Genomic DNA, 26,525 nt, shown 5'->3' with positions numbered 1-26,525 from the left:
CTAAATAGTTCGAATGTAAAACTAAAAAATTCCCAACCTAATTGGTTAGGAATTTTTTTTATTATTCCATATCGGGTGCAGGTCCAACGTAATCACCATTTACAAAAGCATGTCTTTCTATAATTCCTTCTTTATTTGTAAATAGTACTCCAACCGCGGTAACGCCCTCAAATTGATATACCTCGATAGAATTTGCACCATTCCATTTATATCCATCCTCTTGAAGATCTTTTTTCGCTTCCTTGAACACGTCGCTGCTAATTAACTTTGCAACAATCTTATTTCTTTCTGCACCCTGAAGTGGTAAAAGATTATGACAGGTGCAATCATCATCTGGACCTGCAGCTTTTGCCGTATTCCCAGTAGTCACAAACAACGATAATGCAATAATGACTCCACATAAAACTGTTAGCAATTTCTTCATATATATTTCCTCCTTTATTTAACCTCCTTAACTTGATTCTCTCTTTTTCGACAATCTCCTTCAAAAATTTTGGAAAAATATTCGACAAATACCAATATTTATTACAATTTCGTGTCAAAATGGGTGTCAGGCACCTAGTTGTTTGAAAAGGGGAAAGAGGCTTCAGTCGAAGGTATGGAGGCTATTGACGTCCGAAAAAAGGCCGTTCCTGTGGGAACAGCCTTTTCTTGTTAATATCCTTTTGCAGTATAATATTTAACTGGTTCTTTACCCGATGCTTTAAGTTCTGTAAAAATTGTCCCTGTCAGACTATGTGACCCTTGTGCATCAAGACCAACTTCCCACATCATCATGCCGCCAAAGCCGTGATCGAGGGCCAGACGTGTTTTTTTTATCATCGTAACACCGCCATTATAATGGTAGGTCGTACCATTCATCTGAACAGTGTCCTTTCCAGCATTGGCAGGATTATTGTTAATTATTGCAGCAAAGGATACCTGTTTGATTTTAGGATCTTCCGGTGTGGCGTAAGACGGGACGCCCAATACTAATTTTTCCTTTGAAAGTTTCTGAGTTTCAAATAGGTTCGTCCAATAGTTTACGATTTTCTCTGTATAGGGATAGGGCGATAAATTTGCGGCATTGTAACTTCCGTCATACTGACCATCGTACGCCATAATATTAACATGGTCTACCGTTTTGAACATAGATGGATCATACTGAATAAAGGCTACTTCCGTTAACGTTACCGCATGAATCTTTGAATTAACAGCAATGGATAGCTCTTTCTTTTTTGGATGAAGCTGGGCACTTAACTCTTTCGCAAAAGCAGAGAGATTTTGTGCATCCTCTGTTGAACGAGGGTGTTCAAAATCGATATCTATCCCATCCAGCTTTTCACGGACTGCGATATTAGTCAGCTCTTTAACTAGCTTTGCCCTTGATTTAGGATCAGAAATCGCCGGTTTAAAATAATTATAGGATTCTCCACCCTTGATGTGGTACCATCCACCAATCGCCAGCATCACCTTCGTATCATGCTTTTTTGCATTTTTAACAACAGCTCTAAGGTTTTTTAAAGCTTGATCACCATTAAATAAAATTCCTCCATCCTTAGTAGGATGAACAAAGGAGAAAATGACATGTGTTAATTTGGAATAATCAACCATGTTTGGATCACGAAAATCCTGAACATAGCCGATCATCACTTTTGATGATGCCTTCTTCAATTTAGGGAGTTCTTTTGAATTTGGCTTAATGGCCGATTTAGGTGCATCTTCTAATATTTGCGTATTGGGACGATCTTGCTTTTCATTATTTTTAGTGAAAATGACTCCAGTTAGTATTCCTCCAATGAAGGTCACCGCAATTACCAGACCAAGGAGGAGATGACGTTTATTCATAGATTGTGTTCCTCCTTATTATTTCTCATATAAAAAATTGTAACAGAAAAAACGAGCAAGAACGGTTGGTAATATCAACCTATATAGGTACAGCAGCCTTCGAAGAGTAAAATAATTTGAATTTATTTGTTGGTTTTTGCTATAATTATAAGGTTAATGTTAAAAAATTAAGTATTTAATATATATAAAATTGTAAGGTGGTAAACATGAATCAAGACTATAGAGTGTTATTGTATTATAAATATGTCTCAATAGAGAATCCTGAAGAAGTGACCCAGGAACATCTTAACTACTGTAATGAACTAGGTCTCAAGGGTCGAATTATCATTGCGGCGGAAGGAATTAATGGAACGGTGTCAGGCACCATTGAACAAACTGACGCTTACATGAAATATATGGATGAGCATCCACTTTTTGCAGGAACTATTTTTAAAATTGATGAAGTGTCCGAGCATGCTTTCAAAAAAATGAAGGTACGGTTTAGACCGGAGCTTGTTACTTTGCGTTTGGAAGATGACGTGAACCCCAATTGGCAAACCGGTAAGCATTTGAAACCAAAAGAATTCTTTGCGGAAATGCAAAAGGAAGATACGGTTGTCATCGATGCTCGAAATGATTATGAATATGATTTAGGTCATTTTAGAGGGGCTGTAAGACCGGATATTCTTAACTTCCGTGACCTCCCACAATGGATAAGAGAAAATAAGCAGGAGTTTGAAGGCAAAAAGATACTTACCTATTGTACGGGTGGCATTCGTTGTGAAAAATTCTCAGGCTGGTTATTGAAAGAGGGCTTTGAGGATGTATCGCAACTAGAGGGCGGAATTGTTACCTACGGAAAAGACCCAGAAGTTAAAGGGGATTTATGGGATGGTCAGCTCTATGTTTTCGATGAGCGAATAAGTGTTCCTGTTAATCAAAAAGAGCACGTAGTTGTCGGGAAGGATTATTACACTGGTGAGCCTTGCGAGCGCTACGTAAATTGTGCTAACCCAGCATGTAATCGAAAAATTCTTTGCTCTGAGGAAAACGAACATAAACACTTACGAAGCTGTTCGCATGAGTGCCGGGTTCATCCTCGCAACCGTTATGTTGCACAACACGGTTTAAGCGAAGATGAGGTAAAGGAAAGATTAGCGGTGATTGAGAAAGAATTAACCATATAAGTATTATTTAAGAAGTAGGTCAAAATTAATGGCCTGCTTTTTTTGTTCTTCTTTTTTAAGGTTTACGAATAGGAATTTAAGAATAGATTTATTATGATAGAGAGTATAAGTTGATTGTAATTTTTTACATTGAGAGGAGCGAATTGGATAAATGGTAACCTATACAAATCGAAAAGAAGTCCCAGCGCATGAAAAGTGGAACTTAACTGATATTTATTCGGATATCAAGAAATGGGAAGAAGATTACCTGCTAATAGAAAAGATGGCAGCTAACCTAAAACAATATGATGGTACCATTCAAGACGGACACTCACTATATCAATATCTTAAGCAAAGAGAAGAGTTATCTTTTCTATTCAACAAAGTTTATGCCTATGCTATGTTGAGTGTAGATGAAAATACAAGGGATAACCAGGCACAGTCCCACTTAGACAGAGCAAAACAACTGAGTGTTAAGGTTAGTGCTGCCACCTCTTTCTTTATGCCTTATTTATTAAGCCTGGATGAAAAGACTTTATCAGGGTACATATCATCTGAAAAGAGGCTGGATTACTTTGAAGAGGATTTATGGGAGTCGTTTCGATACAAGCAGCATGTATTAACAAAGGAACAGGAAGCAGTTCTTTCCCAATTAGGTGAAGCACTCTCGGCCCCAGGTAATATCTTTGGAATGATGAATAACGCTGATATTAAGTTTGGGGAAGTAACCAGTGATAACGGGGAACGGGTGGAATTAACAAGGGGCATGTATTCAAAATTAATCGATGAAAAAGATCGTGAAAAGCGAAGAGAGGCCTATAAAGCTTATTATCAACCATACCTGCAATTGAAAAATTCGATAGCCGCCACCCTATCCGCCGCTATCAAAAATAATGTGACAACTGCTAAAATCCGACAATATCCTTCTGCATTAGAAAAGGCATTATTTGGGGATAAGGTACCAAAAGAAGTCTATGAGAATCTAATCAAAACAACCAAACAAAATATCGGTCCACTCCATCAATATTCACGCATCCGCAGAGAAAAATTGGAGCTAGATGAACTACGTCAATATGATATGAGTGTCCCGCTTGTCAGTGGAGTCAAACAAGTGATTTCATATGATGAAGCCTATGACACGATGTGTAAAGCTTTAGCACCGCTCGGGGAAGATTATATCCAGATTCTTAAGGAGTTTAAAGATGCTCGTTATCTTGATGTTAGGGAAACACCTGGGAAGCGGTCAGGTGCCTACAATCTTGGTGTCTATGGGGTCCATCCCTATATTCTCTTAAATCATCAGGATGATTTGGACAGTTTATTCACGCTGGTCCATGAATGCGGGCATGGTGTCCACAGCCGGCTGAGTTCGCAGTACCAGCCACAGATTACGGCTCGTTACAGCATCTTTGTGGCCGAAGTGGCGTCAACCGTCAATGAAGTTCTGTTAATTAACTATTTACTAAACAACGAGAAAGATCCTGATGTTCGAAAACATTTAGTTAATCATTTTATCGATCAATTTAAGGGGACATTTTTCACACAAGTCATGTTTGCCGAGTTTGAGATGAAGACACATGAAATGGCTGAAAAGGGGCTGCCTTTAAATGTGGAAGTATTTAATCAAACCTATGAGACACTATTCCGGGAATACAACGGGGATGAGGTTGTCTTTGATGAGGAAGTAAAATTTGGATGGTCCAGAATCCCTCATTTCTACCGCCCATTCTATGTTTACAAGTATGCCACAGGATTTGCATCTGCGATTCATTTGGCGACTAAGATTCTTGAAGGCGACCAAGAAACGCTAACTTCCTATTTGGAATTCTTAAAGAGCGGTAGTTCGGATTTTCCGCTTGAACTGTTAAAAAAGACCGGCGTCGACCTAACTACTCCATATCCAATTGAAAATTCTATGAAACGGTTTGGTGAATTAGTAGAAGAATTCTCGCGAATGTAAAAATAACTACTCCAAAAAAACCCATGTTGTCTTCCTAAAGGAAACTAACGTGGGTTATTTTTTTATAGAGGAAATTTTGAACTTATTGTAGAATTAGGAAAGTTCAATAAATAAAAGGGGTAATTGGTACTATGATGAGTAGAAAAGACAAAAAACGAGGAAAAATGAAATCATTGGTACCGTTCATTATCATTGCGGTTATATTACTTATTACTGGTGGTTTTTACTTAAATAGTAGTATGAAGGAAAAGAATGCTGTTTCAAAAACAACCAAGATTAAGGAAAAACCTGTTAAGAAGATAAAAGAGGAACCAAAGCAAGGAACTAAACCGGAAGTAAAACCTGAACCAGTTAAAGAAACAACGATAAAAATAAGTGCTGCTGGTGATTTTACACTTGGGTCGGATGAATCATTTAATTATAGTTCTTCCTTCATCAAAGCAGCTTCTGACAATGGACTAGCGTATTTTGTCAAAGGCTTGGATAATATTTTTTTAAATGATGATTTCACAACGGTCAATTTGGAAACGACACTAACAAATGCAACCCAAAAAGCGGTGAAGACATTTCGTTTTAAAGGTGATCCATCCTATGCGAAAATTTTAGAATTGGGCGGAATTGAAGCGGTAAATCTAGCAAATAATCATATCCATGATTACCTAGATAAAGGCTATCAGGATACGATAACTTCATTGCAAAATGAGAAAATTGGTTACTTTGGTTATGATCATAAATATATTACGACTGTCAAAGATTCGAAAATTGGCGCTTTAGGTTATGAGGGGTGGGCGGACACACCAGAAATACGCAGTCAGGTGGAGCAGGATATTAAGGATTTACGGGCACAAGGTGCCCAAATTGTTCTCGTTCATTATCATTGGGGCAGTGAACGGCATTATGTCCCTGACAGCTCTCAAAAGTCATTAGCACGGTTTACCATCGATAGCGGTGCAGACCTTATACTTGGACATCATCCTCATGTAGTCCAAGGGATTGAAGAATACAAAGGGAAATTTATTGTCTATAGTCTCGGCAACTTTATGTTTGGCGGGAATAGAAATCCAAGTGACAAGGATACGTTTGTTTTTCAACAAACCTTTCATTTGAAAAATGGAGTACTTTCAGATGCCAAAGAAATTAATGTGATTCCATTTTCGATTTCTTCGGTTTCCTCGAGAAATGATTATCAACCTACGTTATTAACTGGCTCAGAACGGAAAAGAGTCAAGCAGAAAATCATTGATGGTTCCAACAAAATCAATGGATCAGATTGGCTGGTATATGAAAATAATGATCAAGTTGTGAAAAAAGAGAACTAGTCTTTTTCTAGTGGCTTAATAATAAAGTTTAAAGGGACAGTAACCACTGACCCTTTATTTTATGGAAGATATTTTTAAGCCAACGTTCGAGTAGGTGGTATTGTAAAAAGTAAAATCACGATTCTTATATTGATATTGTTTCTTACTTTGGATCTGTTTTCTGATATTAATTTTTAAATAATCATTGAAACGTAGAAAGATAGCATAATTTGATGACGGATAATGGTTTAGTAGCTCTAAATCCAACTCTAATATCCCATTCCCACTCTTATCAACGTTCACAGGCAGGGAAGATTCAAGCAGGCCATTGTTTGTATCACGAATCAGTCCATCTGTGAGTGAATCCAGATGATCACCAAATACCTTAAATTTAAGATAATATTTATTCTTATCAACATATTCTTCTTCAAATGTCGAATGCATTGGAATTCTTATATATTTGAATGGGTCTTCTAGAAAGGGGACAACAACATAGGGAAGATTATCTTTAATGATAACATCCTTTATTTTTTCATTCTTATCCCACGCAAAAAGGTTCTCAAGTTGCTTATATTTTCGATCAGTGTACAAGTTATATACGACTTTGTTCATTGGTTGAAAGAATTCCCCTGAAAACTCATAATTTAACTTTTTCGTTGTTTTTAACACTTGATTAAACTTATAGTAATAGACGCGCTTAAGTCTTGTTTTTTGAAAATGAGGTGTAGTGAAAAATCTCGTAATTGAATCAAATTCATATAATCGATTTAAAACCATCTTCTTTTTTTCTATTTCTAAATTCTTGTTGATAATATGGTTAATCACTTTAAGATTACAATTTGTCTTTTGGATAATGTTGGTCTGATTTGACAAACGAGTGTTTTGATTATCGATTCGATTCAAATAATAAATTGGATGTTGCGTCGTGGAAATTGAATGACAATGCGTTAAAACGTCAATGAAAAATTGTTTGTCTTCAGCAAATTTCATTTCAGGAAAAAAAATCTGATTATCCTTAATTACACTCGTTTTTATCATTCGTGCCCTGGGTCCTAAATGATGAAAGATATGTGGGATCGTAAATGGTGATTCACTTCTTCTTTCTTTACATGATTCATGCTCTCCGATAATAATTGTCTTACCTTTTGCCTGAATCTGAATGGTTTTCCCAACTGCATAATCATCACTTGTTTCCTCTAAAATGGTCGATAATACTTCGAGTCCATTGGGTTCAAGCCAATCATCCGCATCCAAAAAAGTCATATATTTGGAGCTAGCCAATTGAATACCAATATTACGCGGACGACCAGGTGTACCAGTATTTTTTTTAAGAAAAACGACAATGATGTTATCAAATTTTGAAGAGTATTCTAATAAAATATCTCTTGAGGAATCGGTAGAACCATCATCGATTAATATATATTCGAAATTTTCCATGCCAAGGGATTGATTTAGGACAGAGTTAATCGTTTTTCTCAGATATTTTTCAGCATTATAAACGGGGGTAATGACAGAAACTAATGTGGGATTCCGCTGGGTGTTTAATTTTTGATCAACGATATAATATCCTTCAGCGTTATAATTCATTATTTGCTGATTTTGTTTCCATTTCCATAGCATGTTTTATACCTCAACTTTCTGTCCCTCTTTTTCTTACTTTTACTAATATGTAAAAAGCAAAACCATTATTTATTCTTTGACAAAAATTACAATATTATTCGAAAAACAGATCTCCTACGTATAATTACTTTGGAAGCAGTCCATAATTTACGATCTTTGACAACTTTTTACACTAAATATATCTGAATAATGTTAAAATAATTCTTATTGATAATTATTCTAGGAGGATATTACCAGTGGATAAAAAGTTTTCTAGCCCAAAAGGTTTTGGAGAAATACTCGATCATACTTTTCATTTAACTAAAAATCGCTTTAAGGACTTTTTTATGATTTTACTGATTTTCATGGGACCGGTTTACTTGCTTCAAGCGATACTCCAGCTCATGGCTGGAACCAGCTTTTTTCGAGAGGTTGGCAGCGATGGTGCTTGGTTTGAGCAAATACTTACGAGCTTTGAAGAATCAGGGACCTTCGATTCCAGCAGTTTGAGCGCAGACATCGGATTAATCGTAGTTGGCTTGATTAGTGCCATTTTGGCACCTGTTGCGGAGGCAGCGATCCTATTTACTATCAATCATGTTCGAAAAAATGAAGAATATACCGTCGGTTCCGTAATTAAACAAGCCTTTTCACGATTTTGGCCGATGATTGGCAGCAGTATCTTATTCTTTCTGATTACCATGGGGATTATCATTATTCCACTCGCGATCGTCGGAGTCACCGGTGGTGTGGTTGCGACGACAGTAAATCCGGTTTTAGGGATCCTTCTAGGAGTTGTCCTATTTCTGGGGTTTGCCCTTGGAATTGGACTATTATTAACCCGCTGGAGCTTTTATTTTGGCTCTGTCGTACTGGATAAGGATTCACCTGGTTTAGGAAGAAGCTGGAGATTGTCAAGGAAGCGTACATGGGTGTTGATGGGTCTCTATATCGTGTTTTATTTTATTATTTCAAGTATCAGCTTTGGTGTCCAAGTAACGTTTGGAATGGTTTTAGGTAATAGTGTGTTGTTAACCTTGATTTCAAACCTCGTCACTCTAGTTACGACAATGATTTTCTCCGTGGGCTATGGGGTTATGTATCTTGATTTAAAAACAAGACACGATGCGGATGATATCAAAGAGATGCTAGAAGACTATAAGACTGTTTAATAAAAACCTATTATGTTAGGTGATGATTATGTTAGATGCAAACAAGGCACGCGATGACCTTGAGGAAATATTAAAAACAAAAGAATACACAGTTTATTACGAATCAAAGGGTATCATTGCAACATGGTGGGATCATGCCAAAGACTGGATCGCAGCACAGCTCGAAAAATTGTTTCCTGCCATCGATTCAGCAAGCGGAGCTTCCGGTCCGATTCTTATTTCAATCATGGTGGTTATCATCTTCCTGTTAGCTTTATCAACTTTTTTTCTCATCCGTCATACTCGCCGAACTCGGCTCCTTCGCAAACAAAAGCCGCTTCAATCGATGAAGGAAATAAATTGGACGTATCAAAAACATCTGGAAGAGGCAGAAAAACAAGAGGCGTTAGGAGCATATACACTTTCCACCCGCCATTTATTTTTAGCACTACTTCTTTACTTTCATGAAAAGGGATTGCTGGAGGCTAGAATTTGGAAAACGAATTGGGAATATTATGATGAACTAAGAAAAGTAGAGTCACAAAAGGCAGAACTCTTTTTTAAGCTTGCACACTTCTTTGAGGAAGTGACCTATGGGGAACGCAACGTACAGAAAGAAGAATACTCCCAGTTTCATTATGAAGGAAGAAAAGTACTTGGCGAAACAGGGGAGGAAAATATTTTATGAAATCTCTTTCCAAAATACGCACTTGGATCGGGCTTTTGATCCTGCTCAGTTTATTTCTAGTCTTCAGCTATTTTAGCTATTCGCCTAGACCGCAAGTTTTCCCAGCATATCTTACTGATTCACCTTCGCCGACTGGTGTGAAGGCATTTTATACATATGTAAAAAAAGATAAAGCTGGGGAAATCTGGAGTCAATCACCAGATTTACTAAAAGCAACAGCTGACCACCAATTACTAGTTATGGCTGAACCTGCTTTTATTCCTGAAAAGGAAGAAATGAACGCTTATATCAATTTTATGAAGGCCGGAAACACCATCTTGTTATTACAAAACGATCCACAAGGGATGTTTGACCTAAAAACAGTATCAGTTGACACACAAGAAACAATGAAGGTTTACACTCAAGGTCATACTTCTTACCGTGCTCAAATCGATTCAGTCATCCGTCTGCAGACCAAGAAGGAAGAGGAAGTATTAATATATGATGAGGCTGGTCCCATTGCAGTTAAACAATCATATGGAAATGGTCATTTAATTGTGGCGATAACCCCTGGGTGGATGACAAATGAGGATCTATTAAAAAAAGACCATTTACGACTTCTTCTCTATCTGATCAATGAAGGGTCCACGGATAAGATTCTGTTTGATGAATACATTCATGGTGGAGAAAATGCGTCTACTTTTTTGAATGTGTACCCGAAGTGGTTTTTACTCCTGGTTTTGCAAGGGGGACTATTGATGATTCTCTGGTTATGGTCGAAGGGAAAGCGTTTCGGACCTATTTTCGTCCCAAGGGAAGAGTCGGTTCGTTTTAGTGATGAGGGAATCCAAGCGGTAGCTGCCTGGTTCCTCCGCGGCAAACGCTATCGTGATTCAATCATTATCCAAGCAGACTATGTCAAACTGCTTCTCCAGGAACGATGGCAAATTCCATATAATCGGGAATGGAATGATTTATCTAGTTATTTTGAAAGAAAATGGACTAAAGTGCCTGCAAATGAAATTAGACCTTTTCTAATAGGGTTAGTAAACATCCTCGAAAAAGAAAAAATCACAAAACAGGAATACTTATTATGGTCGAAAAAGCTTGAGCAATTAAGGAGAGAGGTTGAAGAATGAAAACAGAATTAACATCCTTTTTGGAAAAATATGAAGAGAGGATTTTAGGTCAGAGTCTAAATTTAAGACTCCTTTTATCCGCTATTTTAGCAGGAGGGCATGTCTTGCTAGAAGGAGTGCCTGGCACCGGAAAAACTCAAATGGTACGTACTCTAGCGAATCTTTTAGGAGGTACCTTTAATCGGATCCAGTTCACACCTGACTTATTGCCAAGTGATATTACCGGAAGCACGATTTACAATATGAAGGAAAACACTTTTCAAACGTTAAAGGGACCAATTTTTACAAATATCCTTTTAGCTGATGAAATAAATCGGACACCTGCAAAGACCCAGGCTGCCCTTTTAGAAGCAATGGAAGAAAAACAGGTGACGATCCAAGGTGAAACGTATCCGTTACCCGAGGTGTTTTTTGTTGTCGCCACTCAAAATCCGATTGAATTTGAAGGTACCTACCCGCTTCCAGAAGCACAGCAGGATCGATTCCTTTTTAAACTGAGAATTGAATTTCCAAGCTATGAGGAAGAGAAAAATGTCTTAAAACAAGTAATTGAAAACAGCTTTAACGAAAAGGTTGTTTCACCCATCTTAGATATGGAAGATTTTTTAAGGATTAGAAAAGAAATCGAAAAAGTTACTGTTAGTGAGAATGTATTAGATTACATGATGAAAATTGTCAGAAAAACGCGGGATGCAGATGCCATCCGATTTGGTGCCAGTACCCGAGCAGGAATATCGATAGGAAAGGCAGCACAAGCATGGGCCTACCTTTCAGGAAGGGATTATGTGACGCCAGACGATATCAAAATAGTCGCCAAACCGGCCCTGCGCCATCGCATTCAGTTATCCCCGCATGTAGAATTGGAGGGAGCAACCGTTGACCAAATTATTGAAGAGCTGGTGGGCTCGGTTCCTGTTCCAAGATAGAGGGATTTTACCAACTAAACGATTACTACTTGTTTTCCTAATTCTATCTTTAGGTTTAGGTCTCGGTACGATTTGGGAAATTTCTTGGGGTTTTGTTATTACTACTAATATCATTGTGCTTTTCATAAGTCTGACAGACTTGTTTTTTTCACCCAAAAAGAAGCAACTATTCTTTCAACGATTGATGGCGGAAGAGTTTGAAAGAGGAATTTCATATACAGTAAAGATTGAGGTTCAGAATGACTCTCCTTATCCTTTTTCATACCGAATGGTCGATGGTTTACCGCAGTCCTTCGAAATGCCGTTTCCTATCATTGGATCAATATCTAAGGAATCAACGGTCGAGATTTCGTTTCGTACGAGTGCGTTGATGCGGGGAAAATACGAGATCAATAAGCTATATTTTCGTTATGCGAGTTTACTGGGTTTGTGGGAAAAGCAAATGACAGTTGAATTAGCGGATACAGTGAAAGTCATTCCTGATTTAACCGAGACCAAACAGTATTTAGAAAATGCACAGAAGTATTTGGTTTACGAAGGGTTAAAGATTCGAAGACAGCGCAGTGGAGTTGGCGAATTTTCCAAGATTAGAAATTATGTCGTCGGGGATGATCCGCGTAAAATCAACTGGCGCCAAACAGCGAAGCTTCGTGAAGTGATGACAAATGAATATGAACCGGAGCATGGAAAGTATATTACGATCTTAATTGATTGCGGAAGAATGATGGGGGCAGAATTATCGAAGGGGAATCGCTTAGAAAAAGCATTAGAAGCGGCATTAACCGTTACAGCGGCAGCACTCCAAAAGGGAGATTATGTGTCGGTACTTGCCTTTTCAAAGGACATAAAGGTCTTTGTGCCCCCTGCCAAAGGGATCGCCCATCTACAGACCATCCTTCAAGCAATCTATTCATTAAAAGTGGATGCAGCCGAGTCTAATTATGCTGCCATCCTGCAATATTTAGAAATGGTTCAAAAGAAACGAAGTCTGCTCCTATTATTTAGTGATGTCCGCACCTTTCTTCATGAGGAAAGTGCTCTTATGCTATTAAGACGTCTAAGACAACGGCATTTATTTTTAATGATTGGGATTGAGGATCAGACACTTTTAAGAAGAGTCAAAGAGGAGCCGAATACGGTCCAAGCAGCGATGCGAAAAAGTATTGCACAGCAGCAAATTCTTGTTAAGAAAAGAGAAAAAATCAAATGGGAAAAACAAGGCCTCCAAATGATAGAGGCCCGTGAGGAAAAGTTGGCGATTACAGCTGTTTCGCATTATATTGACACTATCAATCAGAATCTTTTATAACCTTTGTAAGTTTTAGCTTTCCAATTACAATATAAAGGAGCAACCCGATTACCGTTAAGAATGCAACAATATACTTTGCTTCTAATGAAATATCTGCTGGTGTGATAAACCCTTCAATGATGCCAGCAATAACAAACAAGGGAATTGTTCCAAGCAGAAGTTGAACGGAGCGCATCGCTTGCTGCTTTAATTGAAAACTCCTTGAATATTGCCCTGGGACAAACAGCTTATAGCCCATTAAAAGACCAGCTCCTCCGGCAATAAATATGGCTGTAAGCTCAATTATCCCATGGGGAACAATAAATGCCCAAAAGTCATACGATTTACTGTGATGCCAAAATAGGGCAGCGAGCGCACCAATGATGATGCCATTGTAGACCATCAAATAAACGGTCACAAGCCCAAATGTAATACCACCGGCAAAAGCAAAGATCGCGACCTTGATATTATTTGTCATAATGCTTGCCGACATGAGGGATGAGTCCACCGCATCATGGCTCTTCCCAAGTTGTTCCGGGTCCACACCTTTTGCGATTTCCGCTGGGAGAATGGAATAGATATGCAGAGGGTCATTCATGACTGAAAGAAAGCTTCCCAAAGCACCAATCATAAATAAGACCATTGCAAACATGACAAATTTCCATTGCTCTAACAAGAGCCCAATAAATTTTTCACTAAAAAAATGACGGATTTGTTTGAAGCTTGATACCTGGTCTTTATACAATAGATTATGTGATTTAGCTACAAGTCCGTTCAAATATTGGGTGACATCATCATTAGGAAAATAAGTTTGACTGTAGGAAAGATGTTGGGCCGCCTTTTGATAGAGACGATGGTATTGAGTGATTCGGTCACCAGTTATATTATTTCTGTGCTTGCTTATCGTTGTGATTAACTGTTCGAGCTGTTTCCATTCTTCACGATGTATTTTTACAAATTGTTTAACATTCATCCTGACACCTACTTTAATGGGGCTATGTATTAATTTTGTCTTTATTCTCCTTATTATAGTAATATTGTAGAAAAATAGAAATAGAAATAATCAACCATGTGACGGGGGAAGCTTATGAATGAAGATCATGTAGATATAAAAACACCCGAATTCGTGTCGATTCAGTTTCAAATCGCTGGTTTAGGCAGCAGGTCTGCAGCCTTTATCATTGACCAGTTACTATTAATGGCTTTTAACATTTTGTCCTTGATTGTTCTTTTTTTCATCCTGGACGGGATGTCAAAAATGGAATTTGTTTTGATCGGGAATTCACTGCCTATTGCAATAACGATTATCATGTTGTTTCTCGTTAATTTGGGCTACTTTTTTGCGTTTGAGTTTTTCTCGGGGGGGAGAACACTTGGGAAGAAGTTAATGGGAATCCGGGTCATTCAGGAAAACGGTCATAGCATCACGTTGCTTTCCAGCTTTATCCGGAATCTGATCCGAATCATTGATTCCTTGCCGACAGCTTATTTTCTAGGTATTATTATGATCTTTTTCCATTCTAAACATAAACGGCTCGGCGATCTTGTCGCTGGGACGATTGTCGTTCATGAGCGCAAGGCAAAACGGAATAAGAAACCATCACCTCTCGAAGAAGAAATCAACAACAGAGAGCTTACCAAGGAAGATCTCACTATTGATGAATGGACGCTGAAATCATTGGGAACTAAGGATTGGAAGCTCGTCAGTACATATGCCAGCCGTTTTTTGCAAATCCCGTTAATGGAAAGAAATCAACTCACGGAACAAATCGCCGAACTGTTATTTCCGAAAATCGGCCTGGTTCCAGAAGGGGAAAAAACCTTTGATTTAGAAAACACTCTTCTTGTCCTTTATTTAATTCTTAAGGATGAATGGGAGTTTGAAATGTGAGGATGAATATAAAACCACGAAAAAAGTAATGCATTCGTACCTGCATTGCTTTTTTTCGTGTAGTAATTTTATAGAAAAGGAGGTTCGATTTGTCAAATCCATCCGACTTGTGTCTCATTTAGTCGGTTTTAATCGAAATATTTATATTTAGGATGTATAATAGGGAATTGTGGATTGCTATGTAAAAAAGGAGGAAACTAATATGATGGAATGGACTATAATTCTGTTGATTGCGATATCAGCTGTGTTGCTAATCGTTTCAATTATATCGAATCGCAACTTAGAAAAACAAAAACATAAGGAAATTGATATGGTTCATGTGGCTGTTATGAAAGATATCAATAACGTGCACGAGCAAATTCGCAATTTGGAACTTGATATAGAAGTGGTCACAAAGGAAGCAGGCGTTCAACTGACTCCAGAAGAAATGATATTTAAGCGTGAAGTACTAGATTTATATAAACGCAAATATTCGATTGAGACTATTGCTCAGAAAAAACAAGTTTCAGAGAGTGAAATTAACCAATTCCTTGCACCTTATCTAGCAGCAAAGGATGAAAGGAGCAAAATAGCAAATGAAATTTAATGTAGTGAGCAGCTTTGCGGCCGGAATTCTTCTAGCTTCGACCATTTGTGGTGCTGTTTACTTCACTGAAGATCCTGCAGTCACAAAAGCAGCTCCCAAACCTACCAAAAGCGAGCAGAAAACAGTCCTTCAGCCAACTGAAGCAGAGATGAAAGATAAGCTTTTAACAGCTGGGTATATTGTTCAACCGAAGGCAGACTATGATAAGACAATAGAGGCAACCAAAAAAGCTGCTTCAACAGCTTCAGCAGCTTCAGCCAATAATAATTCCAAAAAGATCGTCTATCGAGCAGTTATTTCAGTGACACAAGGGATGACCAGCATCGATGTTGGTAGAATGCTTGAAAAAGCAAAAATCGTACCTGATGATTTTAAATTCTCAAGAGATGTAGAGAAAAAAGGTGTCGAGAAAAATTTGCGTCCGGGTACATTCACAGTCGATACAGAAATGACCTATGATCAAGTCATCGCGACTATTTTTAAAAAGTAACCATCTATAAAACAAAGACGGACAGTATCTACCGTGAACTATAACCCGAATAATGGACACTTTATAAAAAGTCCCTTATTCGGGTTTTTCTGTGTCCATTTCACAAAAACCCGTTTATAATCAAACTCAATGATGTGAGCGGAGGACATATAATGAGTAAAATTATTTTTAATGAAATTCAAATGAAACTACTAGAACAGAATCCAAATGTACAACACGAATCGGATCTAGAAAGGATATCAATGGAGCCTAAATAAAATGACTCCGGCACAATACCGGAGTCACTTATTAGCAGCTTAAAATATTCGGTCTTTATTTAGACTGTCCATTTTATGGGTCTCAGTTCATTTTATTCAATAAAGGGTTTTTATATTTTCTTATTTTCTCAAACAATAATTGAAAGCTATATAAAAGCAAGGCTCTCATTTGAAGGAACAAAAAATGCTGGAATGGATTTATTCTGACTAATGTAACTATTCGTTTTCGTTTTAAAAGTTTTAATCCCCAAACATCAAATAAAATATGAACTATAATATTTGTAATTAGATACAAAGGAAATCTACTGTATGTCAATTTAAGAATCCAGAGTGCTGAAAGAAAGAAAGGACCAAATACAAATGCAGTGTCACCGCTTATTTTAGGATTTACTTTTGTATAAAACAACCACCACCTACGCTTTTTACCTATCGTGTATAATATTTTTGAGATGACACTAATTAAAATAGTGGCGGGTAAAAATCTAATTATTGTTCTCCGACCTAATAGAGGGAATGAAAGCCAGGGAAGAACAAACAGTAATATTAATAGCATTTTTGATTTCTTCATTTTGCACCTCTATTTTTCTCCTTAAGCAAATAAATGAGCGATTAGTTTTAACCTTTATATTTTATCCGTGAATAATAAATCCATTCAAACTACAAAATTCCACCCCTAAGGGTTCACGGAAGAGTTCAATTAAAAACCTGGTGCTTGTTGAGCTAACGCACGGGTGCAATAATTGAAACTCAGGTTGCTGCTGCAGCCTTTTTTTCTTTTTCCACTACCGGGCAAGTTAGTGGAAAAAGAGAAATGAAAATATCTATCTCGTTAATGCCACATTTGACACAAACTGTGTAATAATAAAGGTGTACCATTTTTTTGTTATCCAAGATGGAATTGCTTAATCCCAGATACGGATTCTTGGAACCCCTGCGGTCCTTAAATAATCCAATAACTGCCCAGTATGAACGGATTCGTGATAGGCAACACGTAAAAGCATATCCCCTAAATCTCTTATGTACCCCGATTCAGAGCGGTCAATTTTTATATTTTCTAAATCACCTTCAGAAAATGACTTAATAGTATCAATGAATTGCTTTCGGTAGGGTTCTGCAAATTCCAATTCTGCATTTACAGAAGTGAAGGGCTGATTTTCGAAAGGGGAATCGAAAGCGGCTAAACTCCCTCTATTTCTAATTGCAAGGTCATAGTAATGTTCGCTTTCTAGTACGTGCCTAATCATTTCTAGGCAATTCATTGCTTCATCATCTGGCTTCCAGAGAAGCTTTTCTTCAGGAATAGATGTCCAGACCTTTATGCTTCTCCTTCTTACTTCATTAAAGTTTAGAATAATTAAATCGATTGACTTCATAAAAATTCCTCCTTAGTAAGGCATATATTAATTATATGCGAATGAACGTTCGTGCGAAATTTTCCTATATAATTTTCATCAGCAAGAACACCAGAATAGATCCCATCATACTCTTTATCATCCCACTTAATAAAATCAACCCAATCAATTACTGTATGTTGGCCTAATGTCTGGCAGCCTGTTAGGACCATCAATCATTAATAAAAATAACAGACTTTTTGATTTCCGCATATTACCACCTCAAAAATATAGACGGATTATATTTTTTTTAGTTTCGATGTTTAAAAACAGGGTTTTTATGAAAAGAAATACAATATAATAAGTTAAAAGAAAAATAGGTGGGATAAAATGATGAAGAAAATTGCTTATTTGTTCGCGATGATAATAGCTGCAATCAGTTTAGCGGCTTGTAACCAACAAAAAGACGTGGTGAAAGATAAACCACCTATAACTGAACCAAAGGGAGAAAATCCATCCAAACCTGAAGAGCCTGTTACACCTGAACCAGAGGAAAAAGTGTATCAAAATGAAGTGTTTAAAGATGTTGTCGTCACGGAAACTTCAGATACACTCACAATAACCGGAAAAGCCCAAGTATTTGAAGGGGTGTTTCAATATGCTCTTTACGATGGCGAGAAAGTGGTCAAAGAAAGTAACTACCAAACAGCGGGTGCACCTGCCTGGGGTGAATTTAAAATCACTTTCGAAAAAGGGTTAGTATCTTCTAATAATGCTAAATTTGAATTATTTGTTTACTCAGCAAAAGATGGATCAAAAATAAATACGTTAGAAATTCCAATTTCAAAGCCTTAACCAACTAACTAAATGTATTTTCGAAGACCTCATCACAACTGAACGCCCTTTTCTTGAACTATTTGGCATGCAAATTACCTTAAATGTATTTTGTTTTTTGAAAAGAAGGAATGACACGGCATGGTCAAGAATAGGAATAGGTGAATATGAACAGAGGTGAAATGAATGCTAACAAAGGAAGAATTGATAGAAATAAAAGCACTTCAAGAGGTTTGTGAAAAAGAGGGAGGATTTCAGCTCAAGCTGAATTTTGATATGCTTGAAAATCGGTTAGGAAATAAAAAGGAAGACTTCTTCCATTATGGAGATGGCAGGCTTGTCGGTTTTCTTGGATGCTATGGTTTTGGAGATAAAGTGGAGCTTTGCGGGATGGTGCACCCGGATTATCGAAGGAAAGGGTTATTTTCTAAGTTGCTAGAAATGGGACTTGGAGAAGCGAAAAAACGTTTTACCACTGTTTTGTTAAATGCTCCAACAGAATCACAATCTGCCAAGCAGTTTTTAAAGAATATTCCATGTGTATTTTCGTTAGCAGAATATCAAATGAAATGGCAGGAAACTGAATTGTCTATGGATCCCAATATAACCTTAAGGAAGTCCTTTACAAATGAGGATTGGGAAGCAGAAATACGACTCGAAGTCTTGGGATTTGGATTGAATGAAAATGCAGCAAGGGAATTTAATCAGTTGATTCGGGAGAACAGCAGTGATCAACGTTTACTTATTGAAGTAGAAGGAAAAACTGCTGGAAAAATGCGTGTTTCCGAATCCAATGGAGAAGCATGGATTTATGGTTTTGCTGTTTTTCCAGAGCTTCAGGGAAAAGGGATTGGGAGAAACGCTTTATCAAGAGTGGTAAAAATGGAACATCAAAAAGGGCTGCCTATTTTTCTAGAGGTTGAAGCCAAAAATTCCCATGCCCTAAGGCTCTATGAATCATGTGGATTTAAAAGTTACCATTCCCAGGATTACTATAAATATCTTGATTAATTTCAAGTACTGTAGAGGGAGTAGCTTGGCGATTGCCAAGCTATTTTTTTAATATGGTATTAAATAGAGCCAAAATCATAAAAAATCTTAGACCTTTTTAACTGGAAGTTGAATATGGAACGTTGTGCCTTTTCCAACCAAGCTTTGAACCGAAATATTTCCCCCGTGCTCGTGTACCGTTGTAAACACTTGCGTCAATCCTAGTCCCGTTCCATCTGGTTTACTAGAATAAAAAGGTGTTCCTAAAATGACCAACTTTTCTTCAGGAATACCTTGCCCTGTATCACTCACCTTAATATGAATCCAACCTTCATGATAATAATGCTCAATTTTTATTTTTCCATCGGCCATTATTGCTTCAATGGCATTCTTGATCAGATTGAAAAAAGATTTTAAGAGTAAATTTTTTCTTTCCATAAAATCTCTTATCAGAATCTCTTAAGTCCATTTCAACCTCAACGGAATAAAATTTTTAACCCTGGTTAATCCTTCATTGCACATATCATGAAGATTAGGAGGGAGGAATTGGCTTATTTTTTTATTTAATATTTGATCTAGAGATGGAAGATTTAGTAAGTGTAAACCAGCTTTGTTACAGTAGCGGATCGTTTGATCTTCACAAACAATCAATATCGAGTTAAGGGAATTCTCAACTAATTGGTGAAAGTCTAAATTATCTATTGTTAGATTCAATTAAATCCCCACTTTTTATCTCTTTTTGTCAGAAATTAGTTTATCAATAAAGTAGCCAAACTTAAATACCAATTTATGTATTCAATCGTGTAGTAACGTCTTAAAAACAAAATGTTCACAGAAACGACATAATTACTTAAAAGTAGTACAAAATAATAGGTAAAAGTCATGAAAAGTTCGAAAGAATACAATGCAAGTATGCTTTTTTAATGCTATTTTATTTCACGTTCCTTTTAAGTTTGCAAGATTAAACTGATTTACTTTGAAAGGATATGTAAAATGAAAAATAATTTTGTCATTGTCTTTGGTTTGATTGTAATCATGCTTATTCATCCATTTCCTGCTCAGGCTGCTGGTAATAAACCTAGTAATATTTATTTGGTAAAATCAGGGGATACTTTACCTGGAATAGCAAATAGATATAACACTTCAGTTAATGATCTCAAGGTAACCAATGGATTGCAATCCAATTCATTATTAGTGGGGCAGAAGTTGTGGGTTCCAATCATGTATGAAGTGATTGCCGGAGATACCCTGAGGGGAATTTCATTAGCCTTTCATTCTACAGTCGACAGTATAAAAGCAAAGAATCAACTTTCATCAGAAGACCTTTATATCGGGCAAGTATTAAAGATTCCTCCTAAAAAAATGACCATGCAAGGTCAGCATATCCTGATGACGAGGGAGGAATTTAGCGACTGGTTATTTAACGCTAGAATTAATAGGAAGGTAACTATCATTCAGCAGCATCACACATGGTTACCGTCATATAAGCATTTTAATGTATCCAATCATTTTAGAATGTTGATGGGGATGGAAAATTTCAATAAGAGAAGAATGGGCTGGAGTAATATCGCTCAGAATATTACCACCTTTCCGGATGGAAAAGTAGCTGTTTCAAGGCCTTTTAACATAGCCCCCGAAGGCACTATTGGGCCAAAGGCTAATAAAACAGGGATTACCATCGAAAATGTTGGCAACTTCGATAAAGGTCATGATGTTATGACTGCCGAACAGAAGGAAACCATTGTTTATATTACCGCCATGTTATCTATAAAATTCGGATTAACTCCTTCCATTGATACTATTACTTATCATCATTGGTGGAATTTGAGAACGAAGGAAAGAGTGCTAGATAGAGGGCCAGATTATAATGTAAAAACGTGCCCAGGGACAGGATTTTTCGGGGGAAATTCCACAACTAGCGCGATTAACAATTTTTATCCCCTCGTGTCACGCAAGATGCAAGAAATTTTAGCGAATAGGCATTAAACAAACATTTCATGAGGACAAGTTTTATCTATATAAAGAATTTATATTTTATATGGAGTGCAGTATTTATTTGAGAAAATGAAAAGATTTAGCTAAGGTTATTATCTTCTTTAGCACCTTGTCGGGCTATGGAAGTAAACCAAATTGACAACCATTACCGTATTTTGTATAGTAGGTGCGAGGATTATGATTGGAGTGAATCATTTGATTTCAAACGCTGAATTACAAAATTTAGATCTTATCGACTTATTAAGTGAGCGTCATAGTTTGGTCCGAAGTATCTCAGAGAAAGCTTGGAACGATCAAAGTGAGATTTATATTTCAAATTCTGAATGGTATATCATGGCTAGGATTTATAAAAAACAGCCTAGCATTTCGTATGTTACAAAAAATGTAGAAATTTCACGTCAGGCGATACATAAGTTTATCCAAAAGCTTTCTGAAAAAGGATTAGTTGAAATCAACAATGTAGAAAACAACAAGAAAGAAAAGTGTATCCAGTTAACAGATTTAGGAGAAGAATGCTACGAAAAAAACGCGGCCCTTAAAGCCCAACTTGAGAATAAAATTGCAGAAAAAATAGGGACTGAACAAGTAAGTATTCTAAAAGGAATATTAAAGTTAGATTGGAAGATATAAAAAATAGCAAAAAACCCCCGCTTTGTTAATCTAATTAAATGATTTACTCCTTTTTTGATGGAAATTACCTTAAAATTCTTGAAATATGGAAAACTTTATTGATATAGTAATAAAAAGACCGGTCCGTATGAAGGAGTTTTTCAACAGAAATGGATACAAAACTACATATAATCAACATTGCGACTACGCTTTTCCAGCAAAAAGGATATAAAGGTGTAGGCTTAACCGAAATTTTAAAAGCATGTGATATTTCAAAAGGTTCGTTTTATCATCACTTTCCAAATGGAAAAGAAGAATTACTAATTGCTTGCCTTCAGTCCATAAAGGAAGTGATTACTGCGGATATTGATAACACTTTCAAACGGTTTCCAACTACTCAAGAAGCCACACAGGCGATGATTGATAAATTAGTAGTTGACTTTGAACGCGAAGGTACGATTGCTGGTTCTACGTTTACGAGTATTGTTAGTGAAATGGGATCTTTAAGTGAACCAGTCCGAGATTCCTGTTCGGACCTTTACTCAAAAATGCAAGAGATTTATTCGATCAAGTTAGTAGCAGATGGGTTTTCCAAAGAGACTGCTCATTCAATTGCTCTCATGATGACGGCTTCTATTGAAGGTGGAATTATGCTTTGTTTGACACAAAAAGAAAGCAGTCCACTCAAAATTATTTCGCATGTATTACCCAATCTATTAAAGAAATTCTAATGAATCAATAAATCATTGAATTCTAAAAACCCTTGCTTTGTCAATCTATTTGACGAAGTGGGGGTTTTTTCTTTTTCTAAAATAGTCAACTCAGTTGATAATAACTTAATAAAAAAATATTGTCAACTGAGTTGACATAAGGAAAAAATTTTTGATATAGTTAACGAACCGTTTAGTGTTCGGGGGTGTACTACGGAAATGCTCTTTGCTGAAATTGAAATTACGACAATTCTTTTTTAGTAAGAAGGGAAGACGAAGGGGTAAATGAAATTTTAATTAAAGGAGTTTTTATTAGTGAATCAACAAATCAATACAGTTCAGAAACAAAAAATCAAGACTGACACGATGGTGAAAAAGAAAAAACAATACAAAACAGCTCCGATTATGGCGGCTCTTTTTGTAGCTGGATTTGTCGGGCTTTTTAGTGAAACGGCATTAAATATCGCCTTAGGAGATTTAGCCCAAATATTTAACGTGAATGCAACGACGATCGGATGGTTAGCAACAGGCTATTTCTTAACATTAGGTATTTTAGTACCAGTAACGGGTATTTTGATGCAAAAATTCACAACAAGACAAATGTTTTTGACTGCTATATCACTATCCCTTATCGGGACCATTCTAGCAGCAATAGCTCCTATATTTAGTCTTTTATTGGTGGCACGTGTTATCCAAGCAGCAGGATTAGCGATTGCTTTACCTTTAACGCAAAATGTTATTTTTACCATCTTCCCACCAAATAAACGAGGCGCCGCGATGGGAATTATGGGCTTAGTTATGTTAGCTGGTCCAGCCTTAGGCCCAACCATTGCAGGGCTTATTTTAGATACATTATCCTGGCATTGGATTTTCTGGGTTACCTTACCTTTCTTACTGTTCTCTCTTATTTTTGGACTCCTTTATTTACCGAATGTGAATGAGATTCGTAAGGTTTCGATAGATGCAGTATCTGTTATTCTCTCAACCATTGGATTCGGTGGGGTCGTTTACGGATTCAGTGTATCTGGTGATGCCGGTTGGACTAGCGCTGCCGTACTTGGGTCCATCATTGTCGGATTAGCAGCACTTATTCTTTTTTCCATTCGTCAAACGAAAATGGAGAATCCGATGCTGAATCTAAGAGCATTTAAGTACCCACTGTTCGTACTTGGTGTCTTTATGAGTTTTATTACGTTCTTTAATATGTTGTCCATGCTTGTTATTTTACCAATGTATATGCAAATGTCTTTATTAATTGCAGCTTTTACAACAGGTCTTATCTTGCTGCCAGGCAGCTTACTAAACTGTGTATTAGCTCCAAGCATTGGTAGTCTATTCGACAAATATGGTCCGAAAGCGGTTATTATACCTGGAACCATTTTAGTAGCGATTGGTTATGCACTCTATGCACAATTTGGCACTGAAACGGCTTTATGGATGGTCGTGGTAACTCATATTTTCATGATGTTGGGTATAGGGGCGGTGCTTGCTTCTGTACAAACAAACACATTAAATTCTCTTCCGAAACAATACTATCCAGATGGAATCGCAATCACTCAAACGATTCAACAGGTAGCGGGCGCTATTGGTATTGCGGTAATGGTATCGATTTTTTCATCCAAAGAAACTAGTTACTTAGCAGCCACTGCCAATGAATTGCCACATGCAGCAGCAGCGGGAACTTCCCTAGTGTTTACCATTAGTTTAGTGTTAGCGGTGATTAATGTTGTATTGTCATTATTTATCAAAAAGCCAAATTAATCTAAAGAAAAAAACAGTTTTCTAATAATTTTAGAAGGGAATTAGGACAGATGCTAAATCATTATAAAAGTATTTTAGTAGCTGTAGACGGTTCAAAAGAAGCAGAATACGCATTTCAAAAATCAATCGATGTTGCAAAACGTAACAAAAATTCAATTTTAACCATAGTAAACGTAATCAATTCTCGTTCATTCGAAGCATATGACCGTTCAGTTGTTGAGCGAGCACAGAGGTCATCAGAGGAACTGTTAAATAGCTATAAGTCACAAGCTGAGGGCGCTGGTATTAAAAACGTAATAGTAATCATCGAATTTGGTTCTCCAAAAGTGATCATTACTGGAGATATTGCAAAGGTAGTTAAGGCAGATTTAATTATGTGTGGCGCTACAGGGTTAAATGCTGTTGAACGATTCTTGACTGGTTCTGTTTCTGAAGCAATTGTACGATCAGCTAAATGTGATGTTTTAGTAATCCGCAGACCTAGTATACATGCTGTTATAGGGTAAATATACTTCAAACATCAACGGGCGAATAGATTATTATAACGTAATTAACATCAATCCAATGTTTTTTAAGATACTTTTGATTAAAATATTTAATAGCTGCTAATGTCAGTTAACCATTCGTAAAAGCGAGCATTTACGAATGGTTTATTTATTTTTAGCAAAAATTGAAAAATAGAACAGGTAGGAGATGGTAAAGAGTATTCCTATTTTCCTGTCTGAACAGTATAATCATGAACGGGAGCTGATACATATGAATAAAAAAGATATCGCTGAAATCCGTAAGCAATTTAAATTCGACAATGATCTCATGAAAATTCGAGAAATCTTCAATGTTTATGTTCAGAAAGAAACAGGTGAGATTTACCATCATGTCAGTCAACCGTTTCAAATGTTAGAACTAGAAGCACAAGAATTGTTTTTGGCCAACTTTAAAAAGGTTTTGACTGGTTATCTCGATGCCAAACTGTTTGAACTCAAATTTATCCGGGATGTAGAAGACAGTACACAACATATCCTCTTCGATGGATTACGAGCTGATTCAACAGAAGATTGGAAAGAAAACATGCTGCAAATTGTCGGAAAAATGTTTGCTCATACGGTTTATGAGTTTGATACGATGGTGACATTTATTCGAGGAGAATATCGAAAGGTTACCAGGAAACGAGACCTAGAATCCGAAGAAGGTGGGAATGATGAAGTTTATTCCAACGAGTTTATCCTCTGCAGTCTCAATAAAACGGATCAGCCGAAAAAAGCCTTGCTGTTTGATTATATCGAGAAAGAATTCAAATCGAATAACGTCTTTGATCCAATTATCAATCTAGCGTCTCCGTTGTCAGGCTTTCTGTTCCCTGCTTTTAATGACAATTCTGCAGATGTAAACCATATTCTTTATTGTGCAGGAAAAGCGAATCAACCAGATGGGACATTTATTGAAGTGGTCCTCAATTGCGAAGAGATCATTACTGCCCAGGAAGATAAGGACAGCTTCGAACAGATCTTAAAAAAAGTAATAGGAGACCAAGTGGATTCCAAGGTCATTTCGAATGTCTATGAGGAAATCGATAAAATGGTGCAGGAAAATGAAGAAAGCGAAGAAAGTGAAGCTCCTACATTGGATTATCGGGACATCGAACGCATCTTAACAGTAAGCGGGGTTGAAAATGTCGAGACTGCCCAAGTGGAACATGCCTTCAAAGCTGTCGTTGATGACGAAAAACATGAATTCAAAGCAAGCAGTTTAGTTCCTAAATCCATAAAAATCAATACGAAAGTGGCAGATGTATCCATCAGCCCGAAAGAGCTGAAAAATGTAAAATATATTATGTACCAAGGAAAACGGTGCCTATTATTGGAGATTGATGAAGATGTGGTCGTGGAAGGATTTCGACTAGAATCGGAGACGCTCTAATCCGTTTCAGGGACAGATAACGAACTTTCCTTTGATAGTTATAACAAACATAGAGAGAACGCAAACTTTAGTTAGGTCTAAATGTGCGTTCTCTTTATAATTAAAGATGATTTTTGATTATTTTTATAACAAATACAATTCAGTTAATAAAAGA

At 36.9% G+C, this 26,525-nt stretch carries 26 protein-coding genes; 19 read left to right on the top strand and 7 right to left on the bottom strand.

From position 1 onward, the window contains the following. Positions 1 to 61 precede the first annotated feature (61 nt). Complete coding sequence (locus tag CCK98_RS18150) at positions 62 to 424, bottom strand: hypothetical protein (protein ID WP_088087849.1); 363 nt, start codon at positions 422 to 424, stop codon at positions 62 to 64. 230 nt (positions 425 to 654) lie between these two features. Next, on the bottom strand, positions 655 to 1,827 hold the full coding sequence (locus tag CCK98_RS18145; protein WP_088087848.1) for a glycoside hydrolase family 18 protein: 1,173 nt from the start codon (positions 1,825 to 1,827) through the stop codon (positions 655 to 657). Between the two features lie 206 nt (positions 1,828 to 2,033). On the opposite strand from CCK98_RS18145, the gene CCK98_RS18140 reads away from it, so the two are divergent. The 3 genes from CCK98_RS18140 to CCK98_RS18130 all read left to right on the top strand — a co-directional run bounded on the left by CCK98_RS18140 (position 2,034) and on the right by CCK98_RS18130 (position 6,251). Further along, positions 2,034 to 2,993 (top strand): rhodanese-related sulfurtransferase, encoded by a 960-nt coding sequence (locus CCK98_RS18140; protein ID WP_088087847.1) that lies wholly within the window; start codon positions 2,034 to 2,036, stop codon positions 2,991 to 2,993. A gap of 151 nt (positions 2,994 to 3,144) precedes the next feature. Next, positions 3,145 to 4,932, top strand: coding sequence for an oligoendopeptidase F (gene pepF, locus CCK98_RS18135; protein ID WP_088087846.1), 1,788 nt, complete (start codon positions 3,145 to 3,147; stop codon positions 4,930 to 4,932). Positions 4,933 to 5,063: 131 nt separating this feature from the next. Then, a complete protein-coding gene (locus CCK98_RS18130; protein ID WP_256942394.1) occupies positions 5,064 to 6,251 on the top strand; it encodes a CapA family protein in 1,188 nt (395 codons plus the stop codon). Positions 6,252 to 6,305: 54 nt separating this feature from the next. On the opposite strand, the gene CCK98_RS18125 is transcribed toward CCK98_RS18130, so the two are convergent. Next, positions 6,306 to 7,850, bottom strand: a complete 1,545-nt coding sequence (locus tag CCK98_RS18125) for a glycosyltransferase family 2 protein (RefSeq protein ID WP_088087845.1) — start codon at positions 7,848 to 7,850, stop codon at positions 6,306 to 6,308. 236 nt (positions 7,851 to 8,086) lie between these two features. Between CCK98_RS18125 and CCK98_RS18120 the strand changes: the two genes are divergently transcribed. From CCK98_RS18120 to CCK98_RS18100, 5 genes are read left to right on the top strand one after another with little or no spacing between them, the layout of a single operon-like run. After that, complete coding sequence (locus tag CCK98_RS18120) at positions 8,087 to 9,001, top strand: hypothetical protein (protein WP_088087844.1); 915 nt, start codon at positions 8,087 to 8,089, stop codon at positions 8,999 to 9,001. Positions 9,002 to 9,029: 28 nt separating this feature from the next. After that, positions 9,030 to 9,668, top strand: a complete 639-nt coding sequence (locus CCK98_RS18115) for a DUF4129 domain-containing protein (protein ID WP_088087843.1) — start codon at positions 9,030 to 9,032, stop codon at positions 9,666 to 9,668. After that, a complete protein-coding gene (locus tag CCK98_RS18110; RefSeq protein WP_088087842.1) occupies positions 9,665 to 10,786 on the top strand; it encodes a DUF4350 domain-containing protein in 1,122 nt (373 codons plus the stop codon). The genes CCK98_RS18115 and CCK98_RS18110 overlap by 4 nt, the downstream gene beginning before the upstream one ends. Then, positions 10,783 to 11,712: a MoxR family ATPase gene (locus CCK98_RS18105; protein ID WP_088087841.1), complete on the top strand. Its 930-nt coding sequence runs from the start codon at positions 10,783 to 10,785 to the stop codon at positions 11,710 to 11,712. The genes CCK98_RS18110 and CCK98_RS18105 overlap by 4 nt, the downstream gene beginning before the upstream one ends. Further along, entirely contained in the window at positions 11,663 to 13,021 is a 1,359-nt protein-coding gene (locus CCK98_RS18100; RefSeq protein WP_088087840.1) for a DUF58 domain-containing protein, read from the top strand. Before CCK98_RS18105 ends, CCK98_RS18100 begins: the two co-directional genes overlap by 50 nt. On the opposite strand, the gene CCK98_RS18095 is transcribed toward CCK98_RS18100, so the two are convergent. Then, the gene (locus CCK98_RS18095) at positions 13,002 to 13,973 is read right to left on the bottom strand and encodes a stage II sporulation protein M (RefSeq protein ID WP_088087839.1); all 972 of its coding nucleotides are present in this window, start codon (positions 13,971 to 13,973) and stop codon (positions 13,002 to 13,004) included. The genes CCK98_RS18100 and CCK98_RS18095 overlap by 20 nt on opposite strands. 114 nt (positions 13,974 to 14,087) lie before the next feature. On the opposite strand from CCK98_RS18095, the gene CCK98_RS18090 reads away from it, so the two are divergent. The 3 genes from CCK98_RS18090 to CCK98_RS18080 all read left to right on the top strand — a co-directional run bounded on the left by CCK98_RS18090 (position 14,088) and on the right by CCK98_RS18080 (position 15,967). Further along, a complete protein-coding gene (locus CCK98_RS18090) occupies positions 14,088 to 14,891 on the top strand; it encodes an RDD family protein (protein ID WP_088087838.1) in 804 nt (267 codons plus the stop codon). Between the two features lie 202 nt (positions 14,892 to 15,093). Continuing rightward, complete coding sequence (locus CCK98_RS18085; RefSeq protein ID WP_306298951.1) at positions 15,094 to 15,477, top strand: hypothetical protein; 384 nt, start codon at positions 15,094 to 15,096, stop codon at positions 15,475 to 15,477. Continuing rightward, positions 15,467 to 15,967 (top strand): aminodeoxychorismate lyase, encoded by a 501-nt coding sequence (locus CCK98_RS18080; protein ID WP_088087837.1) that lies wholly within the window; start codon positions 15,467 to 15,469, stop codon positions 15,965 to 15,967. The genes CCK98_RS18085 and CCK98_RS18080 overlap by 11 nt, the downstream gene beginning before the upstream one ends. A 1,159-nt stretch (positions 15,968 to 17,126) precedes the next feature. Here CCK98_RS18080 and CCK98_RS18070 read toward each other — a convergent pair. Then, entirely contained in the window at positions 17,127 to 17,597 is a 471-nt protein-coding gene (locus CCK98_RS18070) for a DinB family protein (protein WP_088087835.1), read from the bottom strand. Between the two features lie 348 nt (positions 17,598 to 17,945). Between CCK98_RS18070 and CCK98_RS18060 the strand changes: the two genes are divergently transcribed. Both CCK98_RS18060 and CCK98_RS18055 read left to right on the top strand, forming a co-directional pair. Continuing rightward, positions 17,946 to 18,410 carry a Gmad2 immunoglobulin-like domain-containing protein gene (locus CCK98_RS18060; protein WP_088087833.1) on the top strand — a complete coding sequence of 155 codons (465 nt, stop codon included), beginning with the start codon at positions 17,946 to 17,948 and terminating at the stop codon, positions 18,408 to 18,410. Between the two features lie 165 nt (positions 18,411 to 18,575). Beyond that, positions 18,576 to 19,400, top strand: a complete 825-nt coding sequence (locus tag CCK98_RS18055) for a GNAT family N-acetyltransferase (protein WP_088087832.1) — start codon at positions 18,576 to 18,578, stop codon at positions 19,398 to 19,400. 87 nt (positions 19,401 to 19,487) lie between these two features. On the opposite strand, the gene CCK98_RS18050 is transcribed toward CCK98_RS18055, so the two are convergent. Further along, positions 19,488 to 19,817: an ATP-binding protein gene (locus tag CCK98_RS18050; protein WP_256942393.1), complete on the bottom strand. Its 330-nt coding sequence runs from the start codon at positions 19,815 to 19,817 to the stop codon at positions 19,488 to 19,490. Positions 19,818 to 19,838: 21 nt separating this feature from the next. After that, positions 19,839 to 20,093, bottom strand: a complete 255-nt coding sequence (locus tag CCK98_RS37080) for a PAS domain-containing protein (protein ID WP_088087831.1) — start codon at positions 20,091 to 20,093, stop codon at positions 19,839 to 19,841. A gap of 279 nt (positions 20,094 to 20,372) precedes the next feature. On the opposite strand from CCK98_RS37080, the gene CCK98_RS18040 reads away from it, so the two are divergent. The 6 genes from CCK98_RS18040 (at position 20,373) to CCK98_RS18015 (ending at position 26,371) form a co-directional block, all read left to right on the top strand. Then, the gene (locus CCK98_RS18040; RefSeq protein WP_088087830.1) at positions 20,373 to 21,365 is read left to right on the top strand and encodes a peptidoglycan recognition family protein; all 993 of its coding nucleotides are present in this window, start codon (positions 20,373 to 20,375) and stop codon (positions 21,363 to 21,365) included. Positions 21,366 to 21,551: 186 nt separating this feature from the next. After that, complete coding sequence (locus CCK98_RS18035) at positions 21,552 to 22,004, top strand: MarR family winged helix-turn-helix transcriptional regulator (protein ID WP_088087829.1); 453 nt, start codon at positions 21,552 to 21,554, stop codon at positions 22,002 to 22,004. Between the two features lie 149 nt (positions 22,005 to 22,153). Further along, entirely contained in the window at positions 22,154 to 22,714 is a 561-nt protein-coding gene (locus tag CCK98_RS18030) for a TetR/AcrR family transcriptional regulator (RefSeq protein WP_088087828.1), read from the top strand. A gap of 330 nt (positions 22,715 to 23,044) precedes the next feature. Further along, on the top strand, positions 23,045 to 24,454 hold the full coding sequence (locus CCK98_RS18025) for a DHA2 family efflux MFS transporter permease subunit (RefSeq protein ID WP_373408538.1): 1,410 nt from the start codon (positions 23,045 to 23,047) through the stop codon (positions 24,452 to 24,454). 50 nt (positions 24,455 to 24,504) lie between these two features. After that, the gene (locus tag CCK98_RS18020) at positions 24,505 to 24,960 is read left to right on the top strand and encodes a universal stress protein (protein WP_088087827.1); all 456 of its coding nucleotides are present in this window, start codon (positions 24,505 to 24,507) and stop codon (positions 24,958 to 24,960) included. A 250-nt stretch (positions 24,961 to 25,210) separates the two neighbouring features. Then, positions 25,211 to 26,371: a DUF4317 domain-containing protein gene (locus CCK98_RS18015; protein ID WP_088087826.1), complete on the top strand. Its 1,161-nt coding sequence runs from the start codon at positions 25,211 to 25,213 to the stop codon at positions 26,369 to 26,371. The last annotated feature ends 154 nt before the right edge of the window (positions 26,372 to 26,525 follow it).

The organism is Bacillus sp. OV166, from assembly GCF_900177675.1.
In the GTDB taxonomy this organism is placed as follows: domain Bacteria; phylum Bacillota; class Bacilli; order Bacillales; family Cytobacillaceae; genus Neobacillus.
The sequence above is the reverse complement of the archived record's forward strand: the minus strand, read 5'-3'. Positions and strand labels throughout refer to the sequence as shown.

What these genes read in the sequence shown, in the direction of transcription:
- CCK98_RS18055 (WP_088087832.1), top strand. Translation starts at nt 18,576, where the DNA reads ATGCTAACAAAGGAAGAATTGATAGAAATAAAAGCACTTCAAGAGGTT.
- CCK98_RS18015 (WP_088087826.1), top strand. Translation starts at nt 25,211, where the DNA reads ATGAATAAAAAAGATATCGCTGAAATCCGTAAGCAATTTAAATTCGAC.
- CCK98_RS18020 (WP_088087827.1), top strand. Translation starts at nt 24,505, where the DNA reads ATGCTAAATCATTATAAAAGTATTTTAGTAGCTGTAGACGGTTCAAAA.
- CCK98_RS18030 (WP_088087828.1), top strand. Translation starts at nt 22,154, where the DNA reads ATGGATACAAAACTACATATAATCAACATTGCGACTACGCTTTTCCAG.
- CCK98_RS18095 (WP_088087839.1), bottom strand. Translation starts at nt 13,973, where the DNA reads ATGAATGTTAAACAATTTGTAAAAATACATCGTGAAGAATGGAAACAG.
- CCK98_RS18115 (WP_088087843.1), top strand. Translation starts at nt 9,030, where the DNA reads ATGTTAGATGCAAACAAGGCACGCGATGACCTTGAGGAAATATTAAAA.
- CCK98_RS18085 (WP_306298951.1), top strand. Translation starts at nt 15,094, where the DNA reads ATGATGGAATGGACTATAATTCTGTTGATTGCGATATCAGCTGTGTTG.
- CCK98_RS18140 (WP_088087847.1), top strand. Translation starts at nt 2,034, where the DNA reads ATGAATCAAGACTATAGAGTGTTATTGTATTATAAATATGTCTCAATA.
- CCK98_RS18090 (WP_088087838.1), top strand. Translation starts at nt 14,088, where the DNA reads ATGAATGAAGATCATGTAGATATAAAAACACCCGAATTCGTGTCGATT.
- CCK98_RS18050 (WP_256942393.1), bottom strand. Translation starts at nt 19,817, where the DNA reads ATGGAAAGAAAAAATTTACTCTTAAAATCTTTTTTCAATCTGATCAAG.
- CCK98_RS18035 (WP_088087829.1), top strand. Translation starts at nt 21,552, where the DNA reads ATGATTGGAGTGAATCATTTGATTTCAAACGCTGAATTACAAAATTTA.
- CCK98_RS18080 (WP_088087837.1), top strand. Translation starts at nt 15,467, where the DNA reads ATGAAATTTAATGTAGTGAGCAGCTTTGCGGCCGGAATTCTTCTAGCT.
- CCK98_RS18145 (WP_088087848.1), bottom strand. Translation starts at nt 1,827, where the DNA reads ATGAATAAACGTCATCTCCTCCTTGGTCTGGTAATTGCGGTGACCTTC.
- CCK98_RS18125 (WP_088087845.1), bottom strand. Translation starts at nt 7,850, where the DNA reads ATGCTATGGAAATGGAAACAAAATCAGCAAATAATGAATTATAACGCT.
- CCK98_RS18105 (WP_088087841.1), top strand. Translation starts at nt 10,783, where the DNA reads ATGAAAACAGAATTAACATCCTTTTTGGAAAAATATGAAGAGAGGATT.
- pepF (WP_088087846.1), top strand. Translation starts at nt 3,145, where the DNA reads ATGGTAACCTATACAAATCGAAAAGAAGTCCCAGCGCATGAAAAGTGG.
- CCK98_RS18070 (WP_088087835.1), bottom strand. Translation starts at nt 17,597, where the DNA reads ATGAAGTCAATCGATTTAATTATTCTAAACTTTAATGAAGTAAGAAGG.
- CCK98_RS18130 (WP_256942394.1), top strand. Translation starts at nt 5,064, where the DNA reads ATGATGAGTAGAAAAGACAAAAAACGAGGAAAAATGAAATCATTGGTA.
- CCK98_RS18110 (WP_088087842.1), top strand. Translation starts at nt 9,665, where the DNA reads ATGAAATCTCTTTCCAAAATACGCACTTGGATCGGGCTTTTGATCCTG.
- CCK98_RS18040 (WP_088087830.1), top strand. Translation starts at nt 20,373, where the DNA reads ATGAAAAATAATTTTGTCATTGTCTTTGGTTTGATTGTAATCATGCTT.
- CCK98_RS18150 (WP_088087849.1), bottom strand. Translation starts at nt 424, where the DNA reads ATGAAGAAATTGCTAACAGTTTTATGTGGAGTCATTATTGCATTATCG.
- CCK98_RS18060 (WP_088087833.1), top strand. Translation starts at nt 17,946, where the DNA reads ATGATGAAGAAAATTGCTTATTTGTTCGCGATGATAATAGCTGCAATC.